The sequence below is a fragment of the Aureimonas flava genome (assembly GCF_003583935.1).
Classification (GTDB): Bacteria; Pseudomonadota; Alphaproteobacteria; order Rhizobiales; family Rhizobiaceae; genus Aureimonas; species Aureimonas flava.
This window is the reverse complement of the sequence record NZ_QYRN01000002.1, coordinates 185,392-207,964: the sequence shown is the minus strand read 5'-3', so window position 1 is coordinate 207,964 and position 22,573 is coordinate 185,392. Positions and strand designations below refer to the sequence as shown.

The window sequence follows — 22,573 nt, the reverse complement described above, 5'->3', positions numbered from 1 at the left end:
GCGATGGCGGCGGGCGCGGCAATGCACTAACACTCGCCCACGGGCCGCCCGGTGGACGGTGAGGGGACGAGGATCCGATGAACATCGAAGCCCTGCGCAGTTTCCTCGATGTGGCGGACAGCGGAAGCTTCAGCGTCGCGGCCAAGCGGACCGGCGTCACGCAGTCCACCGTGTCCGCGCGCATCCAGTCGCTGGAGGACCATCTCGGCGCGCGGCTGATGCATCGCGGCCGCAGCGGCGTGGAGCTGACCCCCGCCGGGCGCCAGTTCCGCGTCCATGCCGACCGGATCGTCCGGATCTGGACGCAGGCCCGCATGCAGGCGACGCTGCCCGAAGGCTACGACGGCATCTTCCGCCTGGGCGGCCCCGTCTCGATCGAGGAATGGTTGAGCCTGTCCTGGACGCTGTGGATGAAGCGGCACGCGCCCACCGTCGCCGTCCATCTGGAGGCGGGCACCTCCGCCGCCCTGTGCGAGCGTCTCGCCGCGCGCGACATCGACGCCGCCGTGATGTACCTGCCGCAGCAGCGGCCGGGCCTGGTGGTCGAGGAGCTGCTGCGCGAGGAGCTCGCGCTGGTGCGCCACCGCGACCTCGCCGGTGACTGGATGGCCAACTACATCGACGTGGACTGGGGGCCGGAGTTCCGCACCGTGTTCCGGCAGGCCTTCCCGCGCGCCGCGGCCCCGAGCCTGTCGGTCGGGCTCGGCGTTCTCGGCATGCAGTACGTCATGGCGCTGAAGGGGGCGGGATACCTGCCGCTCGGCTTCGCCGCCGCCGAGATCGAAAGGGGGATCCTGCAACTGGTCGAGGACGCGCCGCGCGTGCACCGGCCGGTCTATCTCGTCTACCCCGCGCAGGCCGGCGACGCGGCCCTCGTCGAGATGGCGCTGGACGGCCTGCGGCGCGTCGCGGCGAACCGGGGGGCGGTGGCCTGAATGGCCGGGGCGCAGCGTGAGCCGGGCCCGGGCGCGGAAGGGGACGCCGAGCCCTCGGTGATCGGCTTCTATCTCGCGCCCGGCTTTCCGCTCCTGTCGATGGCCGCCGCGATCGACCCGCTGCGCCAAGCCAACCGGCTGAGCGGGCGCGCGCTGTACCGGTGGGTGCTCGTGTCGGAAGCGGGCGCGCCGGTGACCAGCAGCGCCGCGATCGAGCTGTCCGTGGACCATGCGATCGACACGGCCCCCCGCTGCGACCTTCTGGTCGTGTGCGCCGGCCTGGAGCCGGCGCGCCACGCCGGCGTGCGAGCGCGCGCCTGGCTGCGCCGGCTGCACCGGCTCGGGCGGCGCCTCGGCGCGCTGAGCACGGGCGCCTACCTCCTGGCGGAGGCAGGGATCCTGGACGGGCGCCGCTGCGCGGTCCACTGGGAAAGCGCCGCCGAGTTCCACGAGCGTTTCCCGAACGTCGTCCGGACGCGCGAGCTGTTCGTGGTGGACGGACCCTTCCTCACATCCTCGGGCGGCACCGCGACCCTCGACATGATGCTGCACGTCGTGGCCACCGCGCACGGCGTGGCGCTGGCCTCGGCGATCGCCGACCAGCTCAACCACGCCGCGATGCGCCTGGAGGACGAGATCCAGCGGCTGCGGCCCGAGGTGCGGTTCGGGATCACGAACGCCAAGCTCAGCCGGCTCGTCGCGGCCATGGAGGCGAGCGTCGACGCTCCCCTGGACCTGTCGGTGCTGGCCCGCCAGGTGGGGCTGTCGCGGCGCCAGGTCGAGCGCCTGTTCCGCACGCATCTCGGCCGCACGCCGTCCGACTTCTACCTCGGCCTGCGCATGGAGCGGGCGAGGATGCTGGTCGCGCGCAGCAGCCTCGACCTCGCCGACATCGCCCGCAACTGCGGCTACGAATCCCCGGCCTTCTTCGCGCGCGTCTACCGGCGCCACTTCGGCGTCAGCCCCGCCGCCGCGCGGCAGGCCGCCAAGGCGGGCCGGGCGGCGGCGGGGCGGCCGCCGGCGGACGGCGGGCGCGACCCGGCGCCTTAAGAGGCCGCCCCCGGGAGCGGGTGCGAAGGCGGCCCGGGCGGCGCGACTTGCGCGCGCCTTGCGGGGGCCGCGCCATGTCGCGTCCGTGACCGAAAACGTCGCGCCGCCGCATATCGCGGAGGCCGGCGGATCGCGTTTAGTGCGGGCCGGCGGCGACCCCCCGGACCTTCCATCGGAAGGGCAGGGGCGCGCGGCCGACCGGCCCTCCAGCGCGCATGTCCCAGAGCCCCATGACCCTCCACCTCGGATCCCACCCGGACCGTCGAGACCTTGCCGCTGTCCGCAGCATCATGCCGCTGGTGCTGGCGATCGGCATCATCGCCTCCGGCAACGCGCTGCTCGCCACCACGACCTCGCTCAGCCTGGCGCTGGGCCACGACAGCGTGGAGGCGGTCCGGGTCGCCCTGACCGGCTATCCGCTCGGCTTCCTGATCGGGTGCCTGACGGCGCGCAGCCTGATCTCGCGAAACGGCCACGGCCGCACCTTCCAGGGCATGGCGGTCCTGATGGCCTGCGCCACGGCCCTCTTCTTCGTGGTGCCGGACGCGATGGCCTGGGGCGCGCTGCGGCTCGTCAACGGGTTCGCGATGGCCTGTGCCTTCACCGTGGCTGAGAGCTGGATCAACCTCGAATCCGGGCCGCGCAACCGGGGCTCGCTGCTGGCGCTCTACATGGTCATGAGCACACTCGGCATGGCCTCGGGCCAGTCCCTGATCAATCTCGGCCAGCCCGGCGACGCGCGGCTCTTCATCGTGGCGGCTGCCATCTGCCTGGCGGCGGCGCTGCCCTTCGCGATGCACCGCCGCTACCATCCGGCCGGGCGCACGCACTCGGCCGCCGGCGGCGCGGGCGAGCCCGACGAGCAGGTCAGCCTCGCCACCCTCCTGCGCACCGTCCCCGCCGTGGTGGTCGCCGCGTTCCAGGCCGGCATGGCCAACATGAACTTCGCCGTCCTGGCGCCGATCTACGCCGCCCATACCGGCCATTCCGCCGCCGTGGCGGCCGCGCTCGTCACCTGCTACAGCCTCGGCGGCTTCCTGATCCAGCTGCCGATGGGCTGGCTGTCCGACCGGTTCGACCGGAGCCTGATCCTGTCGGGCGCGGCGATGACGGCGACGGCGAGCTGCCTGGCGATCGCTCTGTTCGGCGGCGTCTCGACGCCGCTCCTCTTCGCGCTCCTCCTGGTCTACGGCGCGGCGGGAAGCGTCGTGTACCCCGTCGCCATCGCGCTGGCCGGCCAGCGGTTCGAGAGCCGCCATATCGTCTCGGTCTCGGGGCGCCTGCTCCTGGTCTACGCGGTGGGCGCGGTGGTGGCGCCGGCCGTGTGCAACGAGCTCATGGCCCGGTTCGAGCCCGGCGCGCTGTTCCTGCTTCTGGGCGCGGCCTTCCTGGCGACGGCCCTGTCGAGCCTGGCCGAACGCATGGTGGGGCAGCGCCGGGCGCGGGCCTGACGGCATCGGGCACCCACAAGTTCGAGGCTGCCTATTCGCGGCCCAGGAAGTAGGCCCGCATCAGCCGCTCGCTCTCCTGCGAGGCGTAGCGCAGATGGATCGCCAGGAGATCGGCGGCGAGGCGGTTGTCGCCGCTCTCCAGCGCGTCGATCACGCTGAGGTGCTCCTGGCACCACCGGCCGATCCGCTGCCAGGTCAGCTTCTCGCCGTAGCTGACGATGTCGATGATCCGGCGCAGCCGGTTCTGGTGCTGGATCGCCTGGAGGAAGAAGGGGTTGCCGCTGCCGCCGGCGAGGAACTCGTGGAACTGCGCGTCCAGGAGGAACACCTCGTCCTTGCCGGCCTCCTCGCTCGACAGCCGGTCGATCATCCGTTCGTGCCGCCGGCGAAGCTCGGCGAGGCCGGCCGGGTCGGCCTGGAACATCGGCAGGCGCAGCGCGGCGGGCTCCAGCGCCTCGCGGAGCTGGTAGCTGTTGCGCAGCGCCGTGTGGTTCTCCAGCGTCGGCTGGAACGTGTAGTTCTGCCCGGCCCGGACGATGATCCCCTCGGCCTCCATCTGCTCCAGCACCTTGATCAGGAGCGAGCGGGGCGTCTTCAGGATCTTGGTCAGCAGGCTCTGGCTGAACCGGGAGGGGATCGTCCCCGACACGTAGCCGCGGATGATGCTGGAGAAGAGAAGGCTGGTGGACGAGGGCGGAACCACGAGCGTCCGGCTCCGCAGCGTCTCCGAATCGGTGCGCAGGAAGAAGCCCCGGTTGGGCACCGCCTCCACGTGGCCCTGCGTCTGCAGGAAGCGCAGGGCGCTGCGCACCGGCGTGCGCGACACGTCGAGCACCGTCGCCAGGCTCACCTCGCGCAGCGGGGCGCCCTCGGGCAGGCCGTGCTCCACGATGTGGCTCAGGATCCGGTTCGCCAGGGCGACCGTGCGCGGACCGGCCGTGCCGGGATCCGCGTCGCGCCCGTCCGCCGGCAAGGCGGCGAGGGGCGGGGTGTCCGGCAGGGGCGGGGAGGGAACGGTCACGGGCAGGCGGCCCCGTCAGAGGGATTCGTAGAGCGCGTCGACGGTATCGGTTCGATACAGGAATTCAACGGGGCGCGTGCAGCGCCAATGGCGCGCCGCCTCGCCGCGCATGGCGGCCAGGAGGCGGTCCGAGGCGGTGACGCCGCCGCCGTAGAGGCGGTTGGCCATGCCCAGGACCGCCGTGCGGTGCATCGCCTGCGTGCCGCTGCCGCAGGCGTCCTTGACGAGCCACACGTGGAAGCCGGCATACACCGCGTCGAACACGGTGCCCTGCACGCAGCTGTCGGTCCAGACACCCGTGACCAGGAGCGTGTCGATCCCGGCGGCGCGCAGCCGGCGGTCGAAGTCGCTCCCGCGGAACGCCGAGGGCCAGATCTTGCGGAACACCACGTCGCCGGGCTCGGGCGCGACCTCGGCGCAGATCTCGGCCAGCGCGCTGCCCGCGACGCCCGAGCGGAGCGAGGCGTCCACCGTGCCGTGCAGCAGCGGATAGGCGTCGGTCTCGGCGTCCTGCGTGGCGGCCTGCACGTGCCACACCGGGATGGCGCGCGCGCGTGCCTCGCGCATCAGCGCCGCGTTGCGCTCGAGAACCTGCGCGAAGCCCTCGACCGGATAGGTGGCCTCGGCGCGGTATTCGTTCTGCAGGTCGATGGCGACCAGCGCGGCGCGGTCGAGAGCGATGGTCATGCTCCGTGTCCTTGAGATGGCTGCGAAAGGGTCAGGCGGCGGCGAAGCCGAGCACGAAGTCGACGAGCGTGGCGACCGCGACGTCGAAGTCCTCCGGATCCATGGTCTCGTCCGGGTTGTGGCTGCCGTTCTCGTTGCGCAGGAACAGCATGGCGGTGGGCACGCCCGCCTCGGCGAAGGCCGCCGCGTCGTGGCCGCCGCCGCTGACGAGTCGCGGCAGATCGAGGCCGAGGCCCGCGCCGGCGCGCGCCAGGCGGTCCATCAGCCCCCGGTCCATCGCGATCGCGGGCCAGGCCATCGGCGCGCCGGGCTCCACCACCAGGCGGCGCGTGCGCGCGATCTCAATGAAGCTCTCGCGGACCGCGCCGTCCACGGCCTCCAGCACGGCCGGGTCGTCGCTGCGCATGTCGAGGCTGAAGCCGAGTTCGCCCAGCACCACGCTGCCGCCGTGCTGGGCCGGATCGCTCTCGACGCGGCCGAAGGTGATCGTCAGCCGGTGTCCGGCGGCCTCGTGCCGGTCCCAGATCCGTTCGGTGGCGCCGATCAGGTCGCCGAAGCCCGGCACCACGTCGCAGCGCGTGGGGCGCGGCTCGGCGCCGGAATGGCCGTAGCGCCCGAGGATCCGCGCGCGCGGGTAGCGGCGCCCGCCGCTGATCGCCGAGACCAGGCCGAGCGGTCGCCCCATGGCGACGAGGGCGGGCCCCTGCTCGATATGCACCTCCACGAAGGCAGCGATGCGGCCTTGGTCGATCTGCGGCTCGCCGCGGGCCACGGCGTCCGGGTCGAAGCCCGCCTCGCGCATATGGTCCGCCAGCGACCGGCCCGTGTCGCCGCGCGGCGTCGAGAGCTCCTCGGGGCCGAGCCGGCCCAGGGCGGCCCGCGCGCCGGGATAGGACAGGGCGAACCAGGCCGATTCCTCGGCGCGCGTCACCATCACGACGAGGTCGCGCGGTGGCGCGACGCCCCGCGCGCGCAGCTCCGCCATCACGGCAAGGCCGGCCAGGACGCCGGCGGCACCGTCGAAGTTCCCGCCGTGCGGCACCGAATCGAGGTGCGAGCCGATCACCACGGCCGGCAGCGTCCGGTCGGCGCCCGCCAGCGTCGCATAGAGGTTTCCGGCCGCGTCGGCGCGCACCTGCGCCCCGAGCGCCAGGGCCTCGCGGCGCACCATGGCGTGCGCGACCGCCTCGCCCCGGCCGTAGGCGTCCCGCGTGACGCCCGGCGCGTCCGCCGTGTCGCGTTCCAGCTCTCGGAACAGGCGCCGGGCGAGATCGCCCGCCGCGAGAAGATTGCTCATGCTCCGCCCTTTCCCCACCGCCCCGTCGCGCCGGCCGGCCCGCTCAGGCGGGCTCTTCGGCCATCGTGATCACCGGCTCCATCGCCGCGAGCGTGTCGCGCGGGAGATGGCAGGCGATGCTGTGATGCCCCGAGAAGCGTTGCACGGGCGGCGGCTGGTTGGCGCACAGGTCGGCGATGGCGTAGTTGCACCGGGTCGAGAAGGGGCAGCCGGGCGGCGGCCGCTTGGCCGAGGGAAGGTCGCCCGACACGATGACCCGGCGCTTGCGAAGCCGGACGTCGGCGATCGGCACCGCCGAGAGCAGCGCCTCCGTGTAGGGATGGTACGGGGCGGCGAAGACCTCGTCCGCCGTGCCCTGCTCCACGATCTGGCCGAGATACATGACCACGATCCGGTCCGCGAGGTAGCGCACCACCGCCAGGTCGTGGCTGATGAAGATCAGCGTGGTTCCCTGCTCGCGCTGGATGCTCATCAGGAGGTCGGCCACCGCCGCCTGGACGGAGACGTCGAGCGCCGAGACGGGCTCGTCGGCCACCACCACGGCCGGGTTGCCGGCGAAGGCGCGCGCGATGCCGATCCGCTGCTTCTGGCCGCCCGAGAGCTGGCGCGGTCGGCGGTCGGCGTATTCGCGCGGCAGCTTCACGAGGTCGAGCAGTTCCAGCACGCGGGCGCGGATGCGCGCCTCGTCGGTCTCCACCCCGAACTTGCGGATGACGCGCGCGATCTGGCTTCCCACCGTGTGGCTGGGGTTCAGCGTGTCGAACGGGTTCTGGAACACCATCTGGAGGTTGCGGACCATGTCCACGGAGCGTTTCTGCACCGGGGTCGCGCCGATCGGGGTGCCGGCGACCTCGAGCTCGCCCGACGTGGCTTCCTCCAGGCCGGCCAGGATGCGGGCGAAGGTCGACTTGCCGCAGCCGCTCTCGCCGACGATGGCGACCGTCTCGCCCTGGCGGGCGTCGAAAGTGAGGTTCCGGTTGGCCCGCAGCTCGTGGTAGCGCTTGCTGAGGTCGCGGACGTCCACCACGACGTCGCCGATCGGCGCGGCCTCGTGGCGCGGTGCAGGCGCGGCGGCTTCGGGCGCGTCGATCTCGCCCACCCGCAGGCAGCGCACCGCTTCCCCGCCCACGGGCCGCATGGCCACCGGATCGCGGTCGCACAGGCCGGGCAGGGCGAAGGCGCAGCGCGTGTTGAAGTTGCAGCCCCTGGGGCGGCTCTGCGGCGGGGGCAGGTGGCCCGGGATCGCCCGCAGCGGGCGCGTGTTCTTGTCGGCCCCCGGCACCGGGATCGAGCCGAACAGGCCCCGCGTATAGGGATGGTGCATGCGCGAGAAGACCTGGCCGACGGTGCCGGTCTCCACCGCCTCGCCGGAATACATCACCGTCAGCGTCTGGCAGGTCTCGCGGATCAGGCCGAGATTGTGCGAGACGTAGAGCAGCGCCGTGCCGTACTGCGCGGCGATCTCGCCGATCAGCTCCACGATGCCCGCCTCCACCGTGACGTCGAGCGCGGTGGTCGGCTCGTCCAGGAGCAGCACCTTGGGCTGCGACAGGAGCGCCATGGCGATCACGACGCGCTGCTGCTGGCCGCCGGAGATCTGGTGCGGATAGGCGCGCATGATCCGGTCGCAGTCGGGCAGCTTCACCCGGTGCAGCATCTCCAGCGCGCGGCGGCGCGCCTCGGCGCGCGACACGCCCTCGTGGTGGATCGGCACCTCGGCGAGCTGGTCGCGGATGGTCATGGCCGGGTTCAGCGAGGCCATGGGCTCCTGGTAGACCATGGCGATGCGCGAGCCGCGGATGCGCCGCAGCTCCTCCGGGGACATCGACAGCATGTCGCGCCCCTCGAACAGGATCTGGCCGCCGGTGATGCGGCCGTTGCGGCCGAGATACTGCATCACCGCGAGCGCGATGGTGGACTTGCCGCAGCCCGATTCGCCGACGAGGCCGTGCGCCTCGCCCGGCATCAGCCGGAGGTTGAAGTCGACCACCGCCGGGATCTCGCCCGCGCGGGTGAAGTAGGAGATGCAGAGGTCGCGGCACTCGAGGACGGGCGTCCCGGACGTGGCGTCGCGCGCTGGAGGGAGCATCGGCGTCAATCCTTCAGGCTGATTTCGCGCAACCCGTCGGCCAGGAGGTTGAAGCCGAGGATGAGGCTGGACACGGCGACGGCCGGGATCACCATCATGTAGGCGAACTTCCACAGGAGCGCGGCGACCGCCGCCTCCTTGATCATCAGGCCCCAGTCCGGGTCGGGCGGCTGCAGTCCGAGGCCGAGGAAGGTCAGCGTTGTGATCGCCACCGTGGTGTAGCCGAGCCGCAGGCAGGCATCGACGATCAGCGGACCGCGCACGTTGGGCAGGATCTCCACCAGCATGATCCGGAGCGCGCTCTCGCCGCGCGTCTGGGCCGCGAAGATGTAGTCGCGCGTCTTGGCGTCGAGCGTCAGGCCCCGCACGATGCGCATGATCGCCGGCGCCGAGGCGAGGGTGACGGCGATGATGACGTTGACGCCGCTCTGCCCCATGACGTTGAGGATCAGGATCAGCAGCACCATCACCGGGAAGGAGATGAGGACGTTGCAGACGAACGAGACCAGCGTGTCCCACCAGCCGCCGAGATAGCCCGCCACGAGGCCCAGGAAGGCGCCCACCACGTAGGCGACGGCGGTGGCCGTGAGCCCCCAGACCAGGACGCGCTGGCCGCCCCAGAAGGTGCGCGAGAGCATGTCGCGCCCGCGCATGTCGGTTCCGAGCCAGAACGTCACGCCGGAGCGCTCGCTGAGCGGGGTCAGGAACGGGGTCACCGGCCGGTTCGGGTCGAGCAGCGGCAGATAGGGGGCGGCAACCGCCACCGCGACCCAGAAGAACACGAGCGTCAGCCCCACCACCGCGAGCGTCGATTCGCGCCAGCGGCGCACCGCCAGCACGTAGAGCGTCAGCGTGGCGGGAAGCGCGGGGAAGAGGACGATCGGACGCCACGACCCGAGCGCGCCCGCGCCGATCACGTAGAGGCTCAGCGGCAGGTAGATCAGCGCGATCAGCGCGACCACCGTGCCGGTGAAGCCGAGCGGCCGGACGAGGGGGCGCCGGCGGACCCTGTCTTGGGAGAGGGGAAGCGTCATTTCAGCCGCACTCGGGGATTGAGCAGGATGTAGCCGATGTCGGACAGGAGCTGCGAGATCACCGCCACGGCGACCGCGACCAGCGTGGCCGCCTGGATCACCTCGACGTCGCCGTACATCGCCGCGTCGTAGAGCATGCGGCCGAACCCGTTGTACTGGAAGAACACCTCCACCACCACGACCTGCGACAGCAGCCAGTTGAGCTGGAGGAAGATCAGCGTGAACGGGACGATCAGCGCGTTGCGCAGCGCGTGGTCGATGATGACCCTGGAATAGGGAATGCCCTTGAGCAGCGCCGTGCGGATGTAGTGGGAGGTCATCACCTCGGCCATGGAGGCGCGCGTCATGCGCGCCACGTAGCCGATGTCGTAGAGGAGCAGCGTGAGGACGGGCAGCACCAGGTCGACCGGGTTGAAGCCGCCGGCCATGGAGGCCTTGGTGGGGACCCATCCGAGACCGAGGCCGAGCACCACGGTGAGCACCACCGCCGTGGCGACCTGGGGGATCGAGGTCGTGAGCACGCAGAACTGGGAGATGACGCGGTCCAGCAGCGAACCTTCGCGCATGCCCGCCAGCGCCCCCAGGGTGAGCGAGATCGGGATCATGAACAGGAACACGAAGAAGGCGAGGGTCCCGGTCGCCCGCAGCCGCTCGCCCAGGAGCGTCGACACCGCGACGTTCTTCTGCATGGAGCGCCCCAGGTCGCCGGTGGCGACATGCCCGATCCAGTCGACGTAGCGGACGAAGAAGGGCTGGGTCAGGCCCTTGCTCTCCAGCCACTTCTGGTAGCCGTCCTCGGACAGGGTGGCCATGCCGAAGCCGCCGAGCTCGGCCGTGGCGACCTGCCGCCGGAACTGGTCGCTGTCGAAGATCGCGAACAGCACGAAGGTGACCACCGCCATGGTCAGCAGCATCTGCCCGAGCCGGGCGGATATCATCTTGATCATTTCCGCCTCGCCGGCTGCGCCCTGGAAACCGGGATCGGCCACCCGCGCTCCCGCGCGGCGGCCGGCTCCGACCGTGGGTCCGGGCGGCGGCCCCGCCGCCCGGACCCGAACCGGCCTTCAGCCCATCCAGACCCGGGTGAGCTGCGACTGGCGCGCCGGATGCGGCTGGTAGCCGTGCACGGTGGCGGAGGCCAGGATGTAGATCGGCCGCCAGAACGGCTGCACCATCAGCGCGTCGTCGCGCAGGATGGTCTCGACCTTCTCCATCAGGCGGCGCCTCTCAGCGACGTCGATGGTCGCCTCGGCCGCGTCCAGCGCCGCGTCGAACTCGGGGTTCGAGTAGTGCGTCTCGTTCCAGGGGGCGCCCGTGCGATAGGCCTGCGACAGCACCATGGTGCCGAGCGGCCGGTGGCCCCAGGAGGTGGCCCCGAAGGGCGTGTCCATCCACACTTCCCAGAACTTGGTGGAGGGCATCACGTTGACCGCGACGCGGATGCCGGCGTCCGCGAGCTGGTTGCGCAGCGCCTCGCAGGTCGCCTGCTGCCAGGGGCCGTCCGTGTTGCCGACGTCGATCGACAGGTCCAGGCCGTCCGGGTAGCCGGCCTCGGCCAGAAGGGCGCGCGCGCCCTCGACGTCGCGCCGCTGCGGCGGGAGCTCGAAGAACTCGGGATGGATCGGCGCCACGTGGAAGTTCGCCCCGAGCTTGCCGCCTTCGGGGAACAGGAGCGTCGTGGTCTGCCCGTTGTCGGCCGCCTTGCAGATGGCCTGGCGGACGCGGATGTCGTCGAACGGCTTCTGGTCGACCTGCATGCGCATGCACAGGGTGCCGGCGGAGCTGGTCACGCCGATCTGCGCGCCCTCGATGCCCTTGGCGAGCTCGAGCTGGTCGGAGGTCAGCTCGTAGATCGCATCCACGCTGCCCGAGGCGAGGGCGAGCGTCTGGGACTCCTGGTCGTAGTCGAGGAAGTGGATCTCATCGAGGTAGACGTCGCCGCCCCAGTAGGTGAAGTCCTCGCCCGTGGTGGTCTTGTGGATGCGGGTGAGCACGCAGCGCTCGCCGACCTTGAGCTCCTTGACCGTGTAGGGGCCGGTGCCGATCGGGTTGTCGGAGAACGGCGCCTGGAAGCTCGGATGGATCACCAGGCAGGGATAGTCGCCGCAGTCCTCGGGCAGGGACAGGACGGGCTTGGACAGGTGGAGGCGCAGCGTGTGCGTGTCCACCACCTCGATGGCGCCCTCCGGCGCCTTGCGGGCCGGCTTGCCCTTGGCGTCGGTTCCCCCGGTCTCCTGCGCCAGCGCGCTGAAGGTCGACAGGCCGAGGATGGCCGAGCCCGTGTCGGAATCGGTCCAGCGGCGGATGTTCCAGGCGACGTGCTCGGCGGTGAAGTCGTCGCCGTTGTGCCACTTCACGCCCTTGCGCACGTTGAGCGTCCAGGTCTTCAGGTCCTCGGAGGGCTGCCAGCTCTCCACCAGCATGCCGCGCGTCACGTTGTCGGGGCCCACCAGCGTCAGGTACTCGATCACCGGGCGCGACTGGTTGGACATCTCGTTCCACGAGTAGACGTGGGGGTCGTCCATCTTGGCGACCTTCTGGCCGAAGCGCAGGATCCCGCCCGCCTGCGCCTTGGGATCGCGCGGGGGAAACGGCAGGTTCTCCGCCTCCTGGGCATAGGCCGGAAGGCCGGCGAAGGCGTAGGCCGCGGTGGCGGAGGCGCCGAGCAGGGCCGCGAGGCGGACGAACTCCCGCCGGGAGATCGCCTTGTCGGCGAGCTGCCGACGCAGATTGACGGTATTGCCGTTTTCGGTCCCGAACATGCCGGTGTCTCCTTTTGGGTTGGAATGCCTTGCGGTGTCGTCGGCGCGGCGGCGGCTAGGCCGCCGCCGTCACCATGATCTCGACGCGGTAGGCGTCGCCGGCGAGGCGCGCCTCGACCGTGGCGCGCACCGGCATCGCCTGCCGGTCGACCCAGGCGTCCCAGGCGACGTTCATCAGGTCGAAGTCGGCGATGTCGCGCAGCCAGATCGTGGCGCTGAGGATCTTCCGCTTGTCGGACCCGGCCTCGGCCAGGAAATGGTCGATCTTGGCGAGGATCTGCTCCGTCTGGCCCGTGGTGCCCGCGGCGAGGTCGTCGGCGGTCATGCCGGCCAGGTAGACGGTCCCGTTGTGGGTCAGGGCGCGGCAGAAGCGTTCGCCGACGGCGTGGCGCTGGATGGTCATTCAGACTGTCTCCATGGTGGTTTGGGCGCCCGTGCGAAAGCGCGCGGGGGCGAGGTCCGCCCGGTCGAGACCGAGCCGCTCCAGGCTCTCGGGCAGGCGGTCCCGCAGGATCAGGCCGGCGCTGGCCTCCGACAGGGCGACGGCGGTCTTGATGCCGTATCCGCCCTGGCCCGCCAGCCAGAAGAAGCCGGGCGCGTCGGGGTCGAAGCCGACCGCGGGCGAGCCGTCCGGCGCGAAGGTGCGAAGTCCGGCCCAACTGTGCAGGATGCGGGTCACCTCGATCGTGGTGGCCTCTTGGAGGCGCTCCACGCCGATCGCGATGTCGAGGTCCTCGGCCCAGGCGTCGCAGGGTTCCGAAGGCGTCGCGTCCGCCGGTGACACGAAGATCTGCCCGGCGTCGCGCTTGAAGTAGAAGTCCTCGTCCACGTCGTTGATCAGCGGCCATCCGGACATGTCGATCCCGGCGGGCGCGGCGATGTTGAAGGCGGTGCGCCGGCGGGGCTCGAGCCCGATCGGCGCGACGCCCGCCATGCGGGCGACGACGTCGCCCCAGGCGCCGGCCGCGTTCACCACGACCGGTGCGCAGAAGAGGCCCCGGGGCGTCTCCGCCAGCCAGCGGTCGCCCTCCCGTCGCAGGCCGGCGATCTCGTGGCCGGTGCGCAGGTCGGCGCCGCGCGCCTTGGCCGCGCGCAGGAAGCCGGTGTGCAGGGCGTTCACGTCGAGCTCGCGCGAGTCGGGCTCGAGGAAGGCGCCGTCCACGTAGTCCGGGCGCAGCACGCCGCAGGCGGCCACCGCTTGCGCCGGCGTCAGCCGTCGCAGCGACGCCACGAGCCGCCGTCCGCGCTCGAACTCCTCTTCCAGGCGCTCGCGCTGGTCGGCGCGGGCGATGGTGATCATGCCGCAGGGGGCGATCAGCGGCACCTCGGTGAAGCCCGCCGGCGGGTTCTCCAGGAAGCCGCGGCTGGCGATGGCCAGCTTGCGGATCACCGTGGTGCCGTAGTTCTCGGTGAAGCTCGCAGCGGAGCGGCCGGTGGCGTGGTAGCCGTGCTGCGTCTCGCGCTCCAGGAGCACGACCCGCCGCTCGGCCGACAGCGCGAAGGCGCAGCCCGCCCCGGCGATGCCGCCGCCGATCACGATCACGTCGGTTTCCGTGGGGCGTTCGCTCATCGGATGTCCTCGTTCGCCGGAACGGGTTCCAGGGGTGCGGGGCCGCCGCCCCACCGGGCCGCCGACCGCCGGCTTGGAACCGCCAGGCGCCCCTCCGTTGTATAAAATTCCCAAAAATGTTCAATCCGAAGACTGCTCATATTTCGATCCGTTCGGGAAAATGAACGTTGAATCGGCAGGCAGCCTGCCCGGATCGTGGGCAGGCACGGGGCGTCACGCTGGGCGGTCGAGGAAGGCGCGCAGCGCGCCGAGAACCTCCTCGTGCTCGGCCGCCGTGCCGATCGTGATCCGCAGGTGCTGCGGCAGGTCGGCGGAGGCGACCGGGCGAAGGTGGATGCCGCGCCGCGTGAGGAAGGCGTGCGCGCGCTTCGCCCGCTCGGGCGAGCCGAAATCCGCCAGCACGAAGTTCGCCTCGCTCGGCGGCCCCGCGAGGCCGAGGACGCCCAGCGCCGCCGCGAGGCGCTGCCGCTCGCGCGAGACCGCCTCGAAGGTCGCGCGCGTGTGGTCGCGGTCCGCCAGCGCGGCGATCGCGGCGGCCTGCGCCTGCGAGGACACGCTGGACGGAGGCGTCACGCGCCGCAGGAGATCGGCGATCGCGGCCGGGAAGTAGCCCCAGCCGACGCGCATGCCGGCCAGGCCGTAGATCTTCGAGAAGGTGCGGATCATCACCGTGTTGCGGCTCGCGTCCACGAGGTCCGATCCGGCGCGAAAGTCCGGCCGGGCGACGAACTCGGCATAGGCGGCGTCGAGCACCAGGAGGATGTCCTCGCGCAGACCCGCATGGAGGCGCAGCACCTCGCTCCAGGGGATCATCGTCCCGGTCGGATTGTTGGGGTTCGCCAGGAGGACGATGCGCGTGCGCTCCGTGACGCGGGCGAGAATCGCGTCGACGTCGGCGTGGAGTTCCGTCTCGGGCGCCACCACGGGCGTCGCGCCGGCGAGCTGGATCACGGTGCGGAAGTAGCCGTAGCCGTGCCGGGTGATCACGACCTCGTCGCCTGCCCCCGCATAGCTGCGCACCAGCGTTCCCAGGAGCGTCATGGATCCCGGCGTGCACAGGACGCGGTCCGCCCGGAGCCCGTGCCGCGCCGCGATCGCCGCGCAGAGCGCCTCGCAGTCGCTGTCGGGATAGCGATTCGAGCCGGCCAGGGTCGCCGCGGCCGCCTCCACCGCCCGTGGGCTGGGCGCGGTGGCCAGCTCGTTCTGGGACAGGATGACCGGCCGGCCCCCGTCGCCCGCAGGCTTCTCGGCGGCGGCATAGGGCGGAACCCGCGCCAGATGGGGCATGGGCGAGACGGTGTCGAGGAGCAAGGGCGTGGTCCGTCAAACGGGAGATCGGCGAGGCACGAGAGCCAGACTGCCCACGATGTCTTTTTGAGTCAAGAAAATACATTTTAGCTGCGGAGGGGAGTAGGCACGCGCGCGCCGTTGTGCTTCCGTGCCGCGGTTTCCCCTTGCTGACGAGATCGCGACGCGCGGGAGCGGGCGCGCTTTCGGGAGAATGCCGATGACCGAGACCACGAGTTTGGCCGAGGCCCTTTGCCGGGTGTCCACCGCCACGATCACCACGATGCTGTTCAAGCACGGCCTGCGCAACGTCTGGCTACGCGGCGCGATGCCCCTGGCGGCGGGGCAGGGACGGCGTGCCGGGCCCGCCTTCACCATGCGCTTCATCCCGGCGCGCGAGGACCTGTCCACGCCGGAGCGCTGGACCGACGCGGTGTCGCCGCGTGCCGCGATCGAGGCGATGCCGGCGGGCGCCATGGTGGTGGTGGACGCGATGCGCGAGGCCGAGGCGGGGATCGTCGGCGACGTGTTCGCCTCGCGCATGAAGGCGCGCGGCGTCGAGGCGCTGGTCACCGACGGGGCCCTGCGCGACGGCAGCGTCATCGCCGAGATCGGCCTCGCCGCCTGGTGCCGGGGCCGCGCGGCGCCCCCGTCCAGCACCACCATGACCTTCGTGGAGTGGCAGACGCCGGTCGGCTGCGGCGGCGTGGCGGTGTTTCCGGGCGACTATCTCGTGGCCGACGACGACGGCGTGGTGGTGGTGCCGGCCGCCCATCTGGAGGAGATCGCCGCAAAGGGCCCCGAGGACGAGGCGCTGGACGCCTGGATCCGGGACAAGGTGCTGGCCGGCCAGGCGCTTCCGGGCTTCTACCCCGCGACCGACGAGACCCGGCGGCGCTTCCGGGTCGAGACCGTGCCGCGTTAGGCGCGCACGGGGCCCGGCGGCAGAGCCGCCGGCGCCCTCAGCAGGCGCAGCCGCGCCGCGCGCCGGCGAGGTGCACCGAGACGTCCCTCGCCCGCCGAAGCACCCGACCGGGCCGCAGCCCGGTGGCGGCGCCCCCGGCCCAGACGGTCCGGCCGTTGACCAGCACCCGCTCGATGCCCTGCGAGGGCTGCGCCGGCTTCTCGTAGGTGGCGCGGTCGATCACCGTCTCCGGGTCGAACACCACGATGTCGGCATGGAAGCCAGCCCGGAGCAGCCCGCGCTCGCGCAGGCCGAACTCGCCGGCCGGCAGGCCGGTCATCTGGTGCACCGCCCGCTCCAGCGAGAACAGCTTCAGGTCGCGCGCGTAATGGCCAAGGACGCGCGGAAAGGTGCCCCAGAGGCGGGGATGGGGGTGGTCGTCGTGCGGCAGCCCGTCCGATCCGATCATGGTCCTGGGATGCGACAAGACGGTGCGCACGTCGGCCTCGTCGAGCTGGAAGTAGACCGCTCCCGCGGGCAGCAGTCGCTCGGCCGCCTCCGCCTCGGTGCAGGCCCAGTCGCGCGCGATGTCGGCGAGGTAGTGGTTGGCGAGCTCGGGATGCGGGTCCGACCAGGTGATCAGGATCGGCACGCCCTTGTCGCAGCGTTGCGTCTTCAGCACCGTGGAGGAGGCGGCGTAGGGGTAGCAGTCGACCCCGATCTCCATATTGCGGCGCGCCTCGTCGATGCGCGACAGCGTGGGCGCCGCCTTGCCGAAATTGTCGCGTCCGGTCGCCTGGTGGTGCGAGATCACGAGCTTGGCCGCCGTGTCGGAGGCGATCTCGATCGCCTCCTCGATCGCCTCCTCCAGGTGCTCGAAGTAGTTTCGCGTATGGGTGACGTAGAGGCCGCCGAGCTCGGCCGCCGCGCGCGAGAGCGCCTTCACCTCCTCCGTGGAGGAGGGCAGGGCCGCGATGTAGTCGAGGCCCGTCGACACGCCGATGGCGCCCGCCTCCACCGCGATCGCCACCTCGCGCGCCATCTCGGCAGTTTCCTGCGCGTTCGCGGCGCGCTCCAGCGTCGGCATGCACCGCCGGCGCAGCGTGGTGTGCCCCACCAGCGCCGCTGCGTTGGTCATGATGCCCTCGGCCTCCAGCGCGCCGAGATAGTCCGCGAAGGTCGCGAAGCGGAAGTTCTCCCGGCCGCCGACCAGGGTCAGCGGGGCGGGCGGCGTCTCGTCCAGCTCGAGCGGCGCGACGCTGATGCCGCAATTGCCGACGATCACCGTCGTCACGCCCTGGCTGGTCTTGGCAACCATGCCCGTCGGGCTGAGCAGGGCGCTGTCGTCGTGGGTGTGCACGTCGATGAAGCCGGGGGCGACGACGTGGCCGGTCGCGTCCACGACCTCGCCGGCGTCGGCATCCTCCACCCGGCCGATCGCCGCGATGCGGCCGTCGCGGATGGCGACGTCGGCCCGGAAGGCCGGTGCGCCGCTCCCGTCGATCACGGAGCCCCCTCGCAGAACCACGTCGTGACGCATCGCAGTCTCCTTCCGCCTCTCCGGGCTCGGATCGATCGCTCGCGGGCCGCGCGAGGCGGCGTGCCTAGACGCTGGCGATCAGGCCGCCGTCCACGCGGATCATGCCGCCGGTGACGTAGGAGGCGTTGCGGCTCGCCAGGAAGGCGACCACGTCGGCGTATTCCTGCGGATCGCCGTAGCGCCCGACGCCGATGTCGGCCGCGCTCGCCGCCGCGACCTCCTCCACCGTGCGCCCGTCGCGCTTGGCCTTCTGCTCGTCCAGGAAGGTGATGCGCCCGGTGGCGATCCGTCCGGGCACCACGACGTTGGCGGTCACGCCGTCGCGCCCGACCTCGCGCGCCAGCGTCTTGGACCAGCCGACCAGCGACATGCGAAGCGCGTTGGACAGGCCGAGATTGGGGATCGGCGCCACGACGCCCGAGGACGTCGAGGTGATGACACGCCCCCAGCCGTTGCGGCGCATGGCGGGCAGGACGCGGTCGCTCACCGCGACCACGGACGCCACCATGCTGCGGAAGTGCTTCTCCCAGGTCTCGGTGGGCTGCCCGGCCACCGGGGTCGGGGGCGGGCCCCCCGTGATGTTCACCAGGATGTCCACCGATCCGAGCTCGGCCTCGACCTGCGACACGCGCTGGTCCACGATGTCGAGCGCGGCGAGATCCCACTGGAGCGCGAGCGCCCTGCCGCCGGCGGCGGCGATCTCGGCCGCGGCCGCGTCCGCCGCCCCGGCATCGATGTCCGCGACCGCGACCCGGGCGCCCTCGCGCGCCAGCGTCCTTGCGATCGCCCGGCCGAGGCCGCCGCCGCCGCCGAGCACCAATGCCGTCCTGCCGTCGAGACCCAGATCCATTCTCAACCCTCGCTGCCTGTCGTGGTGGCGCCCGATCCGCCGTCCGGCGGCCGGTCGCGCCGCCTGTGGTTCCAGTCCGGGCCGTCGCGACGCGCCCCGCGGGGCGAGGGCGAGCTTCGGCCCGCTTCGCCGCGGCGTCCGCGGGTCGAACCAGATTTCCGGTATTCGATATGCCGATTTGAAACGGTTGTAAAATCGAAAATATCGAAATAAGCAGGAACGGGGCGCTTGGTGCCCGGACCCTCGATCGGGGCTTGCGCGTGCACGAGCTTGTCATCAGGAATGGGCGGGTGGCCCGATGCGAGGGCTGGCTGGAGGCCGACATCGGCATCGAGGGCGGCCGGATCGCCGCCCTCGGCAAGGGCCTCGAGGGGCGGCGCAGCATCGACGCCGCCGGGCTCTGGGTGCTGCCGGGCGGCATCGACGCCCACTGCCATCTCGACCAGCCCTCCTGGGGCGGCGCCGACACGGCGGACGACTTCGGGTCCGGCTCGATCTCGGCCGCCTTCGGCGGGACGACGTGCCTCGTCCCCTTCGCCATGCCGGCGCCCGGCACGAGCGCGGTGGAGGGCCTGGAGCGGGCGATGGCACGCTCGGCCGGCCGCTCCTTCGTGGACTACGGCTTCCACGGCGTGGTCACGCCCGGCACCGGCGGGAATGTCGACCGGCAGGTCGAGACGCTGGCCGCGCGGGGCGTTCCGAGCGTCAAGGTCTTCCTCACCTACGAGGGCTTCGCGGCGGGCGACGACCTGGTGCTCGGCCTCATGGACGCCGCCCGCGCCAGCCGGTCCACCGTTCTGGTGCATGCCGAGAACGACGCGGCGATCCGGCGCACGCGCGGCCGGCTTCTCGCGGCCGGCCGTCGGTCGCTCCGCTTCCATCTCGTCGCCGGCGCCATGCCGGCCGAACGCGAGGCGACGCACCGCGTCGCGACCCTTGCCGAGATCGCGGGCGCGCGCGCGGCGATCCTCCACGTATCCGGGCGGCAATCGGCGGAGGAGGTCGAGCGCGCCCGGGAGCGCGGGGTCGCGGTGGTGGCGGAGACCTGCCCGCAATACGTGCTCCTCGACGCCTCGGTGTTCGACGGGCCGGAGCGCGAGGCGGCCCGCTTCCTGTTCTCGCCGCCGCCCCGCGGGGCGGACGACAACGCGTTTCTGTGGCATGCGCTGGCGGAGGGGCGCATCGCGCTGTGGTCCTCCGACCACTCGCCCTACCGCCTGGCCGACAAGCTGCCCCGAACGGCGGACGCGAGCTTCGCCGACGCCGTGAGCGGGGTGCCGGGCCTGGAGACGCGCCTGCCGCTCCTGTTCTCGGAAGGGCTCCTAGCCGGGCGCTTGTCGCTGGCACGCTATCTGGAACTCTCGGCCGAGACCGCCGCGCGGCTCTACGGGCTCGACGACCGGAAGGGCCGGATCGCCGTCGGCCTCGACGCCGACATCGCGCTCTGGGATCCGGCCGCGCGCTGGACGGTCCGCCACGAAGACCTCCATTCCAACGTCGATTTCAGCCCGTTCGAGGGGCGGCGGATCAGGGGGCGCCCCGTGACGGTCCTCCTGCGGGGGGAGCCGGTGGTGCAGGACGGCCGACTGGTCGCCGCCGCGCCCGCCGGTCGCTTCCAGGCGCGCCATCGCGCGGCGCCCGATTCGTTTCCCATTCCACTCGAGGAGCACCAGCCATGGCGCGTCACCTGACCCTTGCGGCCTGTCAAACGGGGCCGATCGCGCGAAGCGCCGGCCGGCGCGAGATCGTGGATCGGCTCGTCCATCTCTTGGAAGAGGCCGCGTCGCAGGGGGCCTCGCTCGCCGTGTTCCCCGAACTGGCCCTGACCACCTTCTTTCCGCGCTGGCTCATCGAGGACGAGGCCGAGATCGACGGCTTCTACGAGGACGCCTTCCCGAACGCCGCCACCCGGCCGCTGACGGAGGCGGCGCGCAAGCTGCGCATCGGCTTCGCGCTCGGCTACGGCGAGATCGCGCAAGGGGACGGCCGACGCCGGCGCTACAACACGATGGCGCTGGTGGGCGACGACGGCGAGGTGCTGGGCCGCTACCGCAAGATGCACGTGCCCGGATCGGAGGAGCCGGAAGAGGGCACCACGGTCCATCTCGAGCGGCGCTACTTCGAGCCGGGCGATCTCGGCTTTCCGGTCTTCGACTACCGAGGAACGCGCGTCGGCCTCGCCTTGTGCAACGACCGCCGCTGGCCCGAGACCTATCGGATGCTGATGCTGGGCGGCGCCGAGGTGGCGCTGATCGGCTACAACACCCCGCTGCTCCTGGACGAGGCGCCCGCCCTCGCGCATCTGCGCATGTTCCACAACCACCTGCCGATGCAGGCCGGGGCCTACCAGAACACGCTCTGGGTCGCCGGCTGCGCCAAGGCGGGGCTGGAGGAGGGGCAGGCGCTGATCGGCGGCTCGTGCATCGTCGCCCCGACCGGCGAGATCGCCGCGCAGGCGATGTCCGTCGGCGACGAGGTGGTCGTGCATCGGGCCGACCTCGACCTGATCGATACCTGCCGGCGCGTGAACTTCGACTTCGATCGCTACCGCCGCCCCGCCGCCTATCGGATGATCTCGGAACGGGCGGGCCCGGTCTGAAGACCCCGGTCGCAGGTGTCGTCCCAGGAACGGGCACCAACTGGGCGACGATCACGCACCGCCTCCAGCGGCATATGCGATCGCGGCAACCCCTGCCGTCCGAAGGGGCCGGTCCAGCGTTCGCCCCACCAGGAGACGCGCGCCGGGCCGGACCGCCGATGGGGCACCTGATTCCCTGGCGAACGGGTCTTGCCCGGCGGAAACCGGGTGCAGGGTCGAGCCTTGGAGCCGTCGCGGAGGAGGCCGGCCACGGTTCCCGGAGTGCCCCTCCCCACGCGTTCCGGCGGACGCCGAGACGAACACCGCGATCGCGGCAAGCCTGCGACAGGCGAAGCGGCTCCCAGGGCTTTGACTCCTGACGACCGCTCGACCGCCCTCTACCCGCTCCGATCGGTCGCGAGGAGCTGACGCCTGCGTGGCCAGATCGGCGCCGGCTCCGCGCATCGCTCCGTCGCCGGAACCTCGACCGGGCGTTCGGTCGCCATGCCGAGCGCCGGTCGATCCGGTCGGTGCCGGCGGCCCGAAGCGGTTCATGTCTTGCGTCCCAGGCGTCGGCGCGAAGAAGGAGCCGACCATCGTGCCGTTGCCGCGAGGAGCACGCGCCGGCGAGCGGTCGATGTCGTGCCGCCGGCGCACGGTGGCGGCCAAGGCCGGCAGGGCGGCGACCCGCGTCGAAAGCGAGGCGGAACGCGTCGGTTCGCCAGAGGGCCGACGCATCGAGGCGCATCGCCGCCACCGGAGATGGCGTCATTCGACGTCTGCGTGCTTTTGCCGGAGGCGATGGGGTCGCTGGCGTTCGACGCGATCGACCTGACGAAAACGCCCGTCGAGCCGAAAGCTGTCCAAGGCGAAGGGATCGAATGGTGGGCGTGACAGGGATTGAACCTGTGACCCCTACGATGTCAACGTAGTGCTCTCCCGCTGAGCTACACGCCCATTCGATGAAGCGGCATACACCACAGGAGGCGCGGGGCGGTCAAGGCCGTTTGCGCGCCCCGTGCCCTGTGGGCCAGAAAAAATTCAGGCGGCGTCCTGGAGCATCTTGCCGACCTCCTCCACCAGCTCGCGCAGGTGGAAGGGCTTGGACAGGATCTTGGCGTCCTTGGGGGCCTTGGAGTCCGGGTTCAGGGCCACGGCCGCGAAGCCGGTGATGAACATCACCTTGAGGTCGGGGTCGAGCTCGGTGGCGCGGCGCGCCAGCTCGATGCCGTCCATCTCCGGCATGACGATGTCGGTCAGCAGCAGCGAGAACGGCTCCTCGCGCAGGCGCTCGTAGGCGCTGCCGCCGTTGTCGTAGGCGGTCACCTCGTAGCCGGCCTTTTCCAGGGCCTTGGCCAGGAAGCGGCGCATGTCGTTGTCGTCTTCGGCCAGAAGGATCTTGTACATCTCGTAACCTGATTGTCGCGGCCCGCGCCGGACGTGAAGCCTTGCACGCAATCGACCTTTTAGCAGATTGCTTAAGCAAGAGCTAAATGGAATGTTCGGGGGCCGAAACGG

Annotated in this window: 20 protein-coding genes and 1 tRNA gene; 7 read left to right on the top strand and 14 right to left on the bottom strand. The window is 71.6% G+C overall.

Annotated features, from left to right (window positions below; all coding sequences use genetic code 11):
* The first annotated feature begins 77 nt into the window (after nt 1-77).
* The 3 genes from D3218_RS04195 to D3218_RS04185 all read left to right on the top strand — a co-directional run bounded on the left by D3218_RS04195 (nt 78) and on the right by D3218_RS04185 (nt 3,436).
* Nucleotides 78-935: a LysR family transcriptional regulator gene (locus tag D3218_RS04195; RefSeq protein WP_119538655.1), complete on the top strand. Its 858-nt coding sequence runs from the start codon at nt 78-80 to the stop codon at nt 933-935.
* Nucleotides 936-1,985, top strand: a complete 1,050-nt coding sequence (locus tag D3218_RS04190) for a GlxA family transcriptional regulator (protein ID WP_119538654.1) — start codon at nt 936-938, stop codon at nt 1,983-1,985.
* A gap of 230 nt (nt 1,986-2,215) precedes the next feature.
* The gene (locus D3218_RS04185) at nt 2,216-3,436 is read left to right on the top strand and encodes an MFS transporter (RefSeq protein WP_168990409.1); all 1,221 of its coding nucleotides are present in this window, start codon (nt 2,216-2,218) and stop codon (nt 3,434-3,436) included.
* 31 nt (nt 3,437-3,467) lie between these two features.
* On the opposite strand, the gene D3218_RS04180 is transcribed toward D3218_RS04185, so the two are convergent.
* The 10 genes from D3218_RS04180 to D3218_RS04135 form a co-directional block, all read right to left on the bottom strand.
* Nucleotides 3,468-4,457 (bottom strand): GntR family transcriptional regulator, encoded by a 990-nt coding sequence (locus D3218_RS04180; protein WP_119538652.1) that lies wholly within the window; start codon nt 4,455-4,457, stop codon nt 3,468-3,470.
* A 15-nt stretch (nt 4,458-4,472) separates the two neighbouring features.
* Nucleotides 4,473-5,144, bottom strand: coding sequence for a cysteine hydrolase family protein (locus D3218_RS04175; RefSeq protein ID WP_119538651.1), 672 nt, complete (start codon nt 5,142-5,144; stop codon nt 4,473-4,475).
* 31 nt (nt 5,145-5,175) lie between these two features.
* A complete protein-coding gene (locus tag D3218_RS04170) occupies nt 5,176-6,441 on the bottom strand; it encodes a Zn-dependent hydrolase (protein ID WP_119538650.1) in 1,266 nt (421 codons plus the stop codon).
* Between the two features lie 43 nt (nt 6,442-6,484).
* Nucleotides 6,485-8,530, bottom strand: coding sequence for a dipeptide ABC transporter ATP-binding protein (locus D3218_RS04165; protein ID WP_119538649.1), 2,046 nt, complete (start codon nt 8,528-8,530; stop codon nt 6,485-6,487).
* Between the two features lie 5 nt (nt 8,531-8,535).
* Entirely contained in the window at nt 8,536-9,564 is a 1,029-nt protein-coding gene (locus D3218_RS04160; protein WP_119538648.1) for an ABC transporter permease, read from the bottom strand.
* Nucleotides 9,561-10,511: an ABC transporter permease gene (locus D3218_RS04155; protein ID WP_119538911.1), complete on the bottom strand. Its 951-nt coding sequence runs from the start codon at nt 10,509-10,511 to the stop codon at nt 9,561-9,563. The genes D3218_RS04160 and D3218_RS04155 overlap by 4 nt, the downstream gene beginning before the upstream one ends.
* Nucleotides 10,512-10,628: 117 nt before the next feature.
* Complete coding sequence (locus tag D3218_RS04150) at nt 10,629-12,326, bottom strand: ABC transporter substrate-binding protein (protein WP_119538647.1); 1,698 nt, start codon at nt 12,324-12,326, stop codon at nt 10,629-10,631.
* Between the two features lie 55 nt (nt 12,327-12,381).
* Nucleotides 12,382-12,729, bottom strand: coding sequence for a RidA family protein (locus D3218_RS04145; protein ID WP_119538646.1), 348 nt, complete (start codon nt 12,727-12,729; stop codon nt 12,382-12,384).
* Nucleotides 12,730-13,896: an NAD(P)/FAD-dependent oxidoreductase gene (locus tag D3218_RS04140; protein ID WP_119538645.1), complete on the bottom strand. Its 1,167-nt coding sequence runs from the start codon at nt 13,894-13,896 to the stop codon at nt 12,730-12,732.
* A 213-nt stretch (nt 13,897-14,109) separates the two neighbouring features.
* Nucleotides 14,110-15,207 carry a pyridoxal phosphate-dependent aminotransferase gene (locus D3218_RS04135; RefSeq protein WP_119538644.1) on the bottom strand — a complete coding sequence of 366 codons (1,098 nt, stop codon included), beginning with the start codon at nt 15,205-15,207 and terminating at the stop codon, nt 14,110-14,112.
* 196 nt (nt 15,208-15,403) lie between these two features.
* Here D3218_RS04135 and D3218_RS04130 point away from each other — a divergent pair, with 196 nt between their 5' ends.
* The gene (locus D3218_RS04130; protein WP_119538643.1) at nt 15,404-16,108 is read left to right on the top strand and encodes an RraA family protein; all 705 of its coding nucleotides are present in this window, start codon (nt 15,404-15,406) and stop codon (nt 16,106-16,108) included.
* Nucleotides 16,109-16,145: 37 nt separating this feature from the next.
* Here D3218_RS04130 and D3218_RS04125 read toward each other — a convergent pair whose 3' ends face one another.
* Nucleotides 16,146-17,627 carry an N-acyl-D-amino-acid deacylase family protein gene (locus tag D3218_RS04125; protein WP_119538642.1) on the bottom strand — a complete coding sequence of 494 codons (1,482 nt, stop codon included), beginning with the start codon at nt 17,625-17,627 and terminating at the stop codon, nt 16,146-16,148.
* A gap of 64 nt (nt 17,628-17,691) precedes the next feature.
* Entirely contained in the window at nt 17,692-18,477 is a 786-nt protein-coding gene (locus D3218_RS04120; protein ID WP_119538641.1) for an SDR family oxidoreductase, read from the bottom strand.
* Between the two features lie 260 nt (nt 18,478-18,737).
* Here D3218_RS04120 and hydA point away from each other — a divergent pair, with 260 nt between their 5' ends.
* From hydA to D3218_RS20235, 3 genes are all read left to right on the top strand, one after another.
* On the top strand, nt 18,738-20,168 hold the full coding sequence (hydA, locus tag D3218_RS04115; RefSeq protein ID WP_119538910.1) for a dihydropyrimidinase: 1,431 nt from the start codon (nt 18,738-18,740) through the stop codon (nt 20,166-20,168).
* The gene (locus D3218_RS04110) at nt 20,153-21,076 is read left to right on the top strand and encodes a nitrilase-related carbon-nitrogen hydrolase (RefSeq protein ID WP_119538640.1); all 924 of its coding nucleotides are present in this window, start codon (nt 20,153-20,155) and stop codon (nt 21,074-21,076) included. The genes hydA and D3218_RS04110 overlap by 16 nt, the downstream gene beginning before the upstream one ends.
* 741 nt (nt 21,077-21,817) lie before the next feature.
* Nucleotides 21,818-21,949: a hypothetical protein gene (locus D3218_RS20235; protein WP_280959957.1), complete on the top strand. Its 132-nt coding sequence runs from the start codon at nt 21,818-21,820 to the stop codon at nt 21,947-21,949.
* On the opposite strand, the gene D3218_RS04105 is transcribed toward D3218_RS20235, so the two are convergent.
* Both D3218_RS04105 and cpdR read right to left on the bottom strand, forming a co-directional pair.
* A tRNA-Val gene (locus D3218_RS04105) sits at nt 21,938-22,012 on the bottom strand. The genes D3218_RS20235 and D3218_RS04105 overlap by 12 nt on opposite strands.
* A gap of 84 nt (nt 22,013-22,096) precedes the next feature.
* Nucleotides 22,097-22,462 carry a cell cycle two-component system response regulator CpdR gene (gene cpdR, locus D3218_RS04100; protein ID WP_019996719.1) on the bottom strand — a complete coding sequence of 122 codons (366 nt, stop codon included), beginning with the start codon at nt 22,460-22,462 and terminating at the stop codon, nt 22,097-22,099.
* Nucleotides 22,463-22,573: the final 111 nt, after the last annotated feature.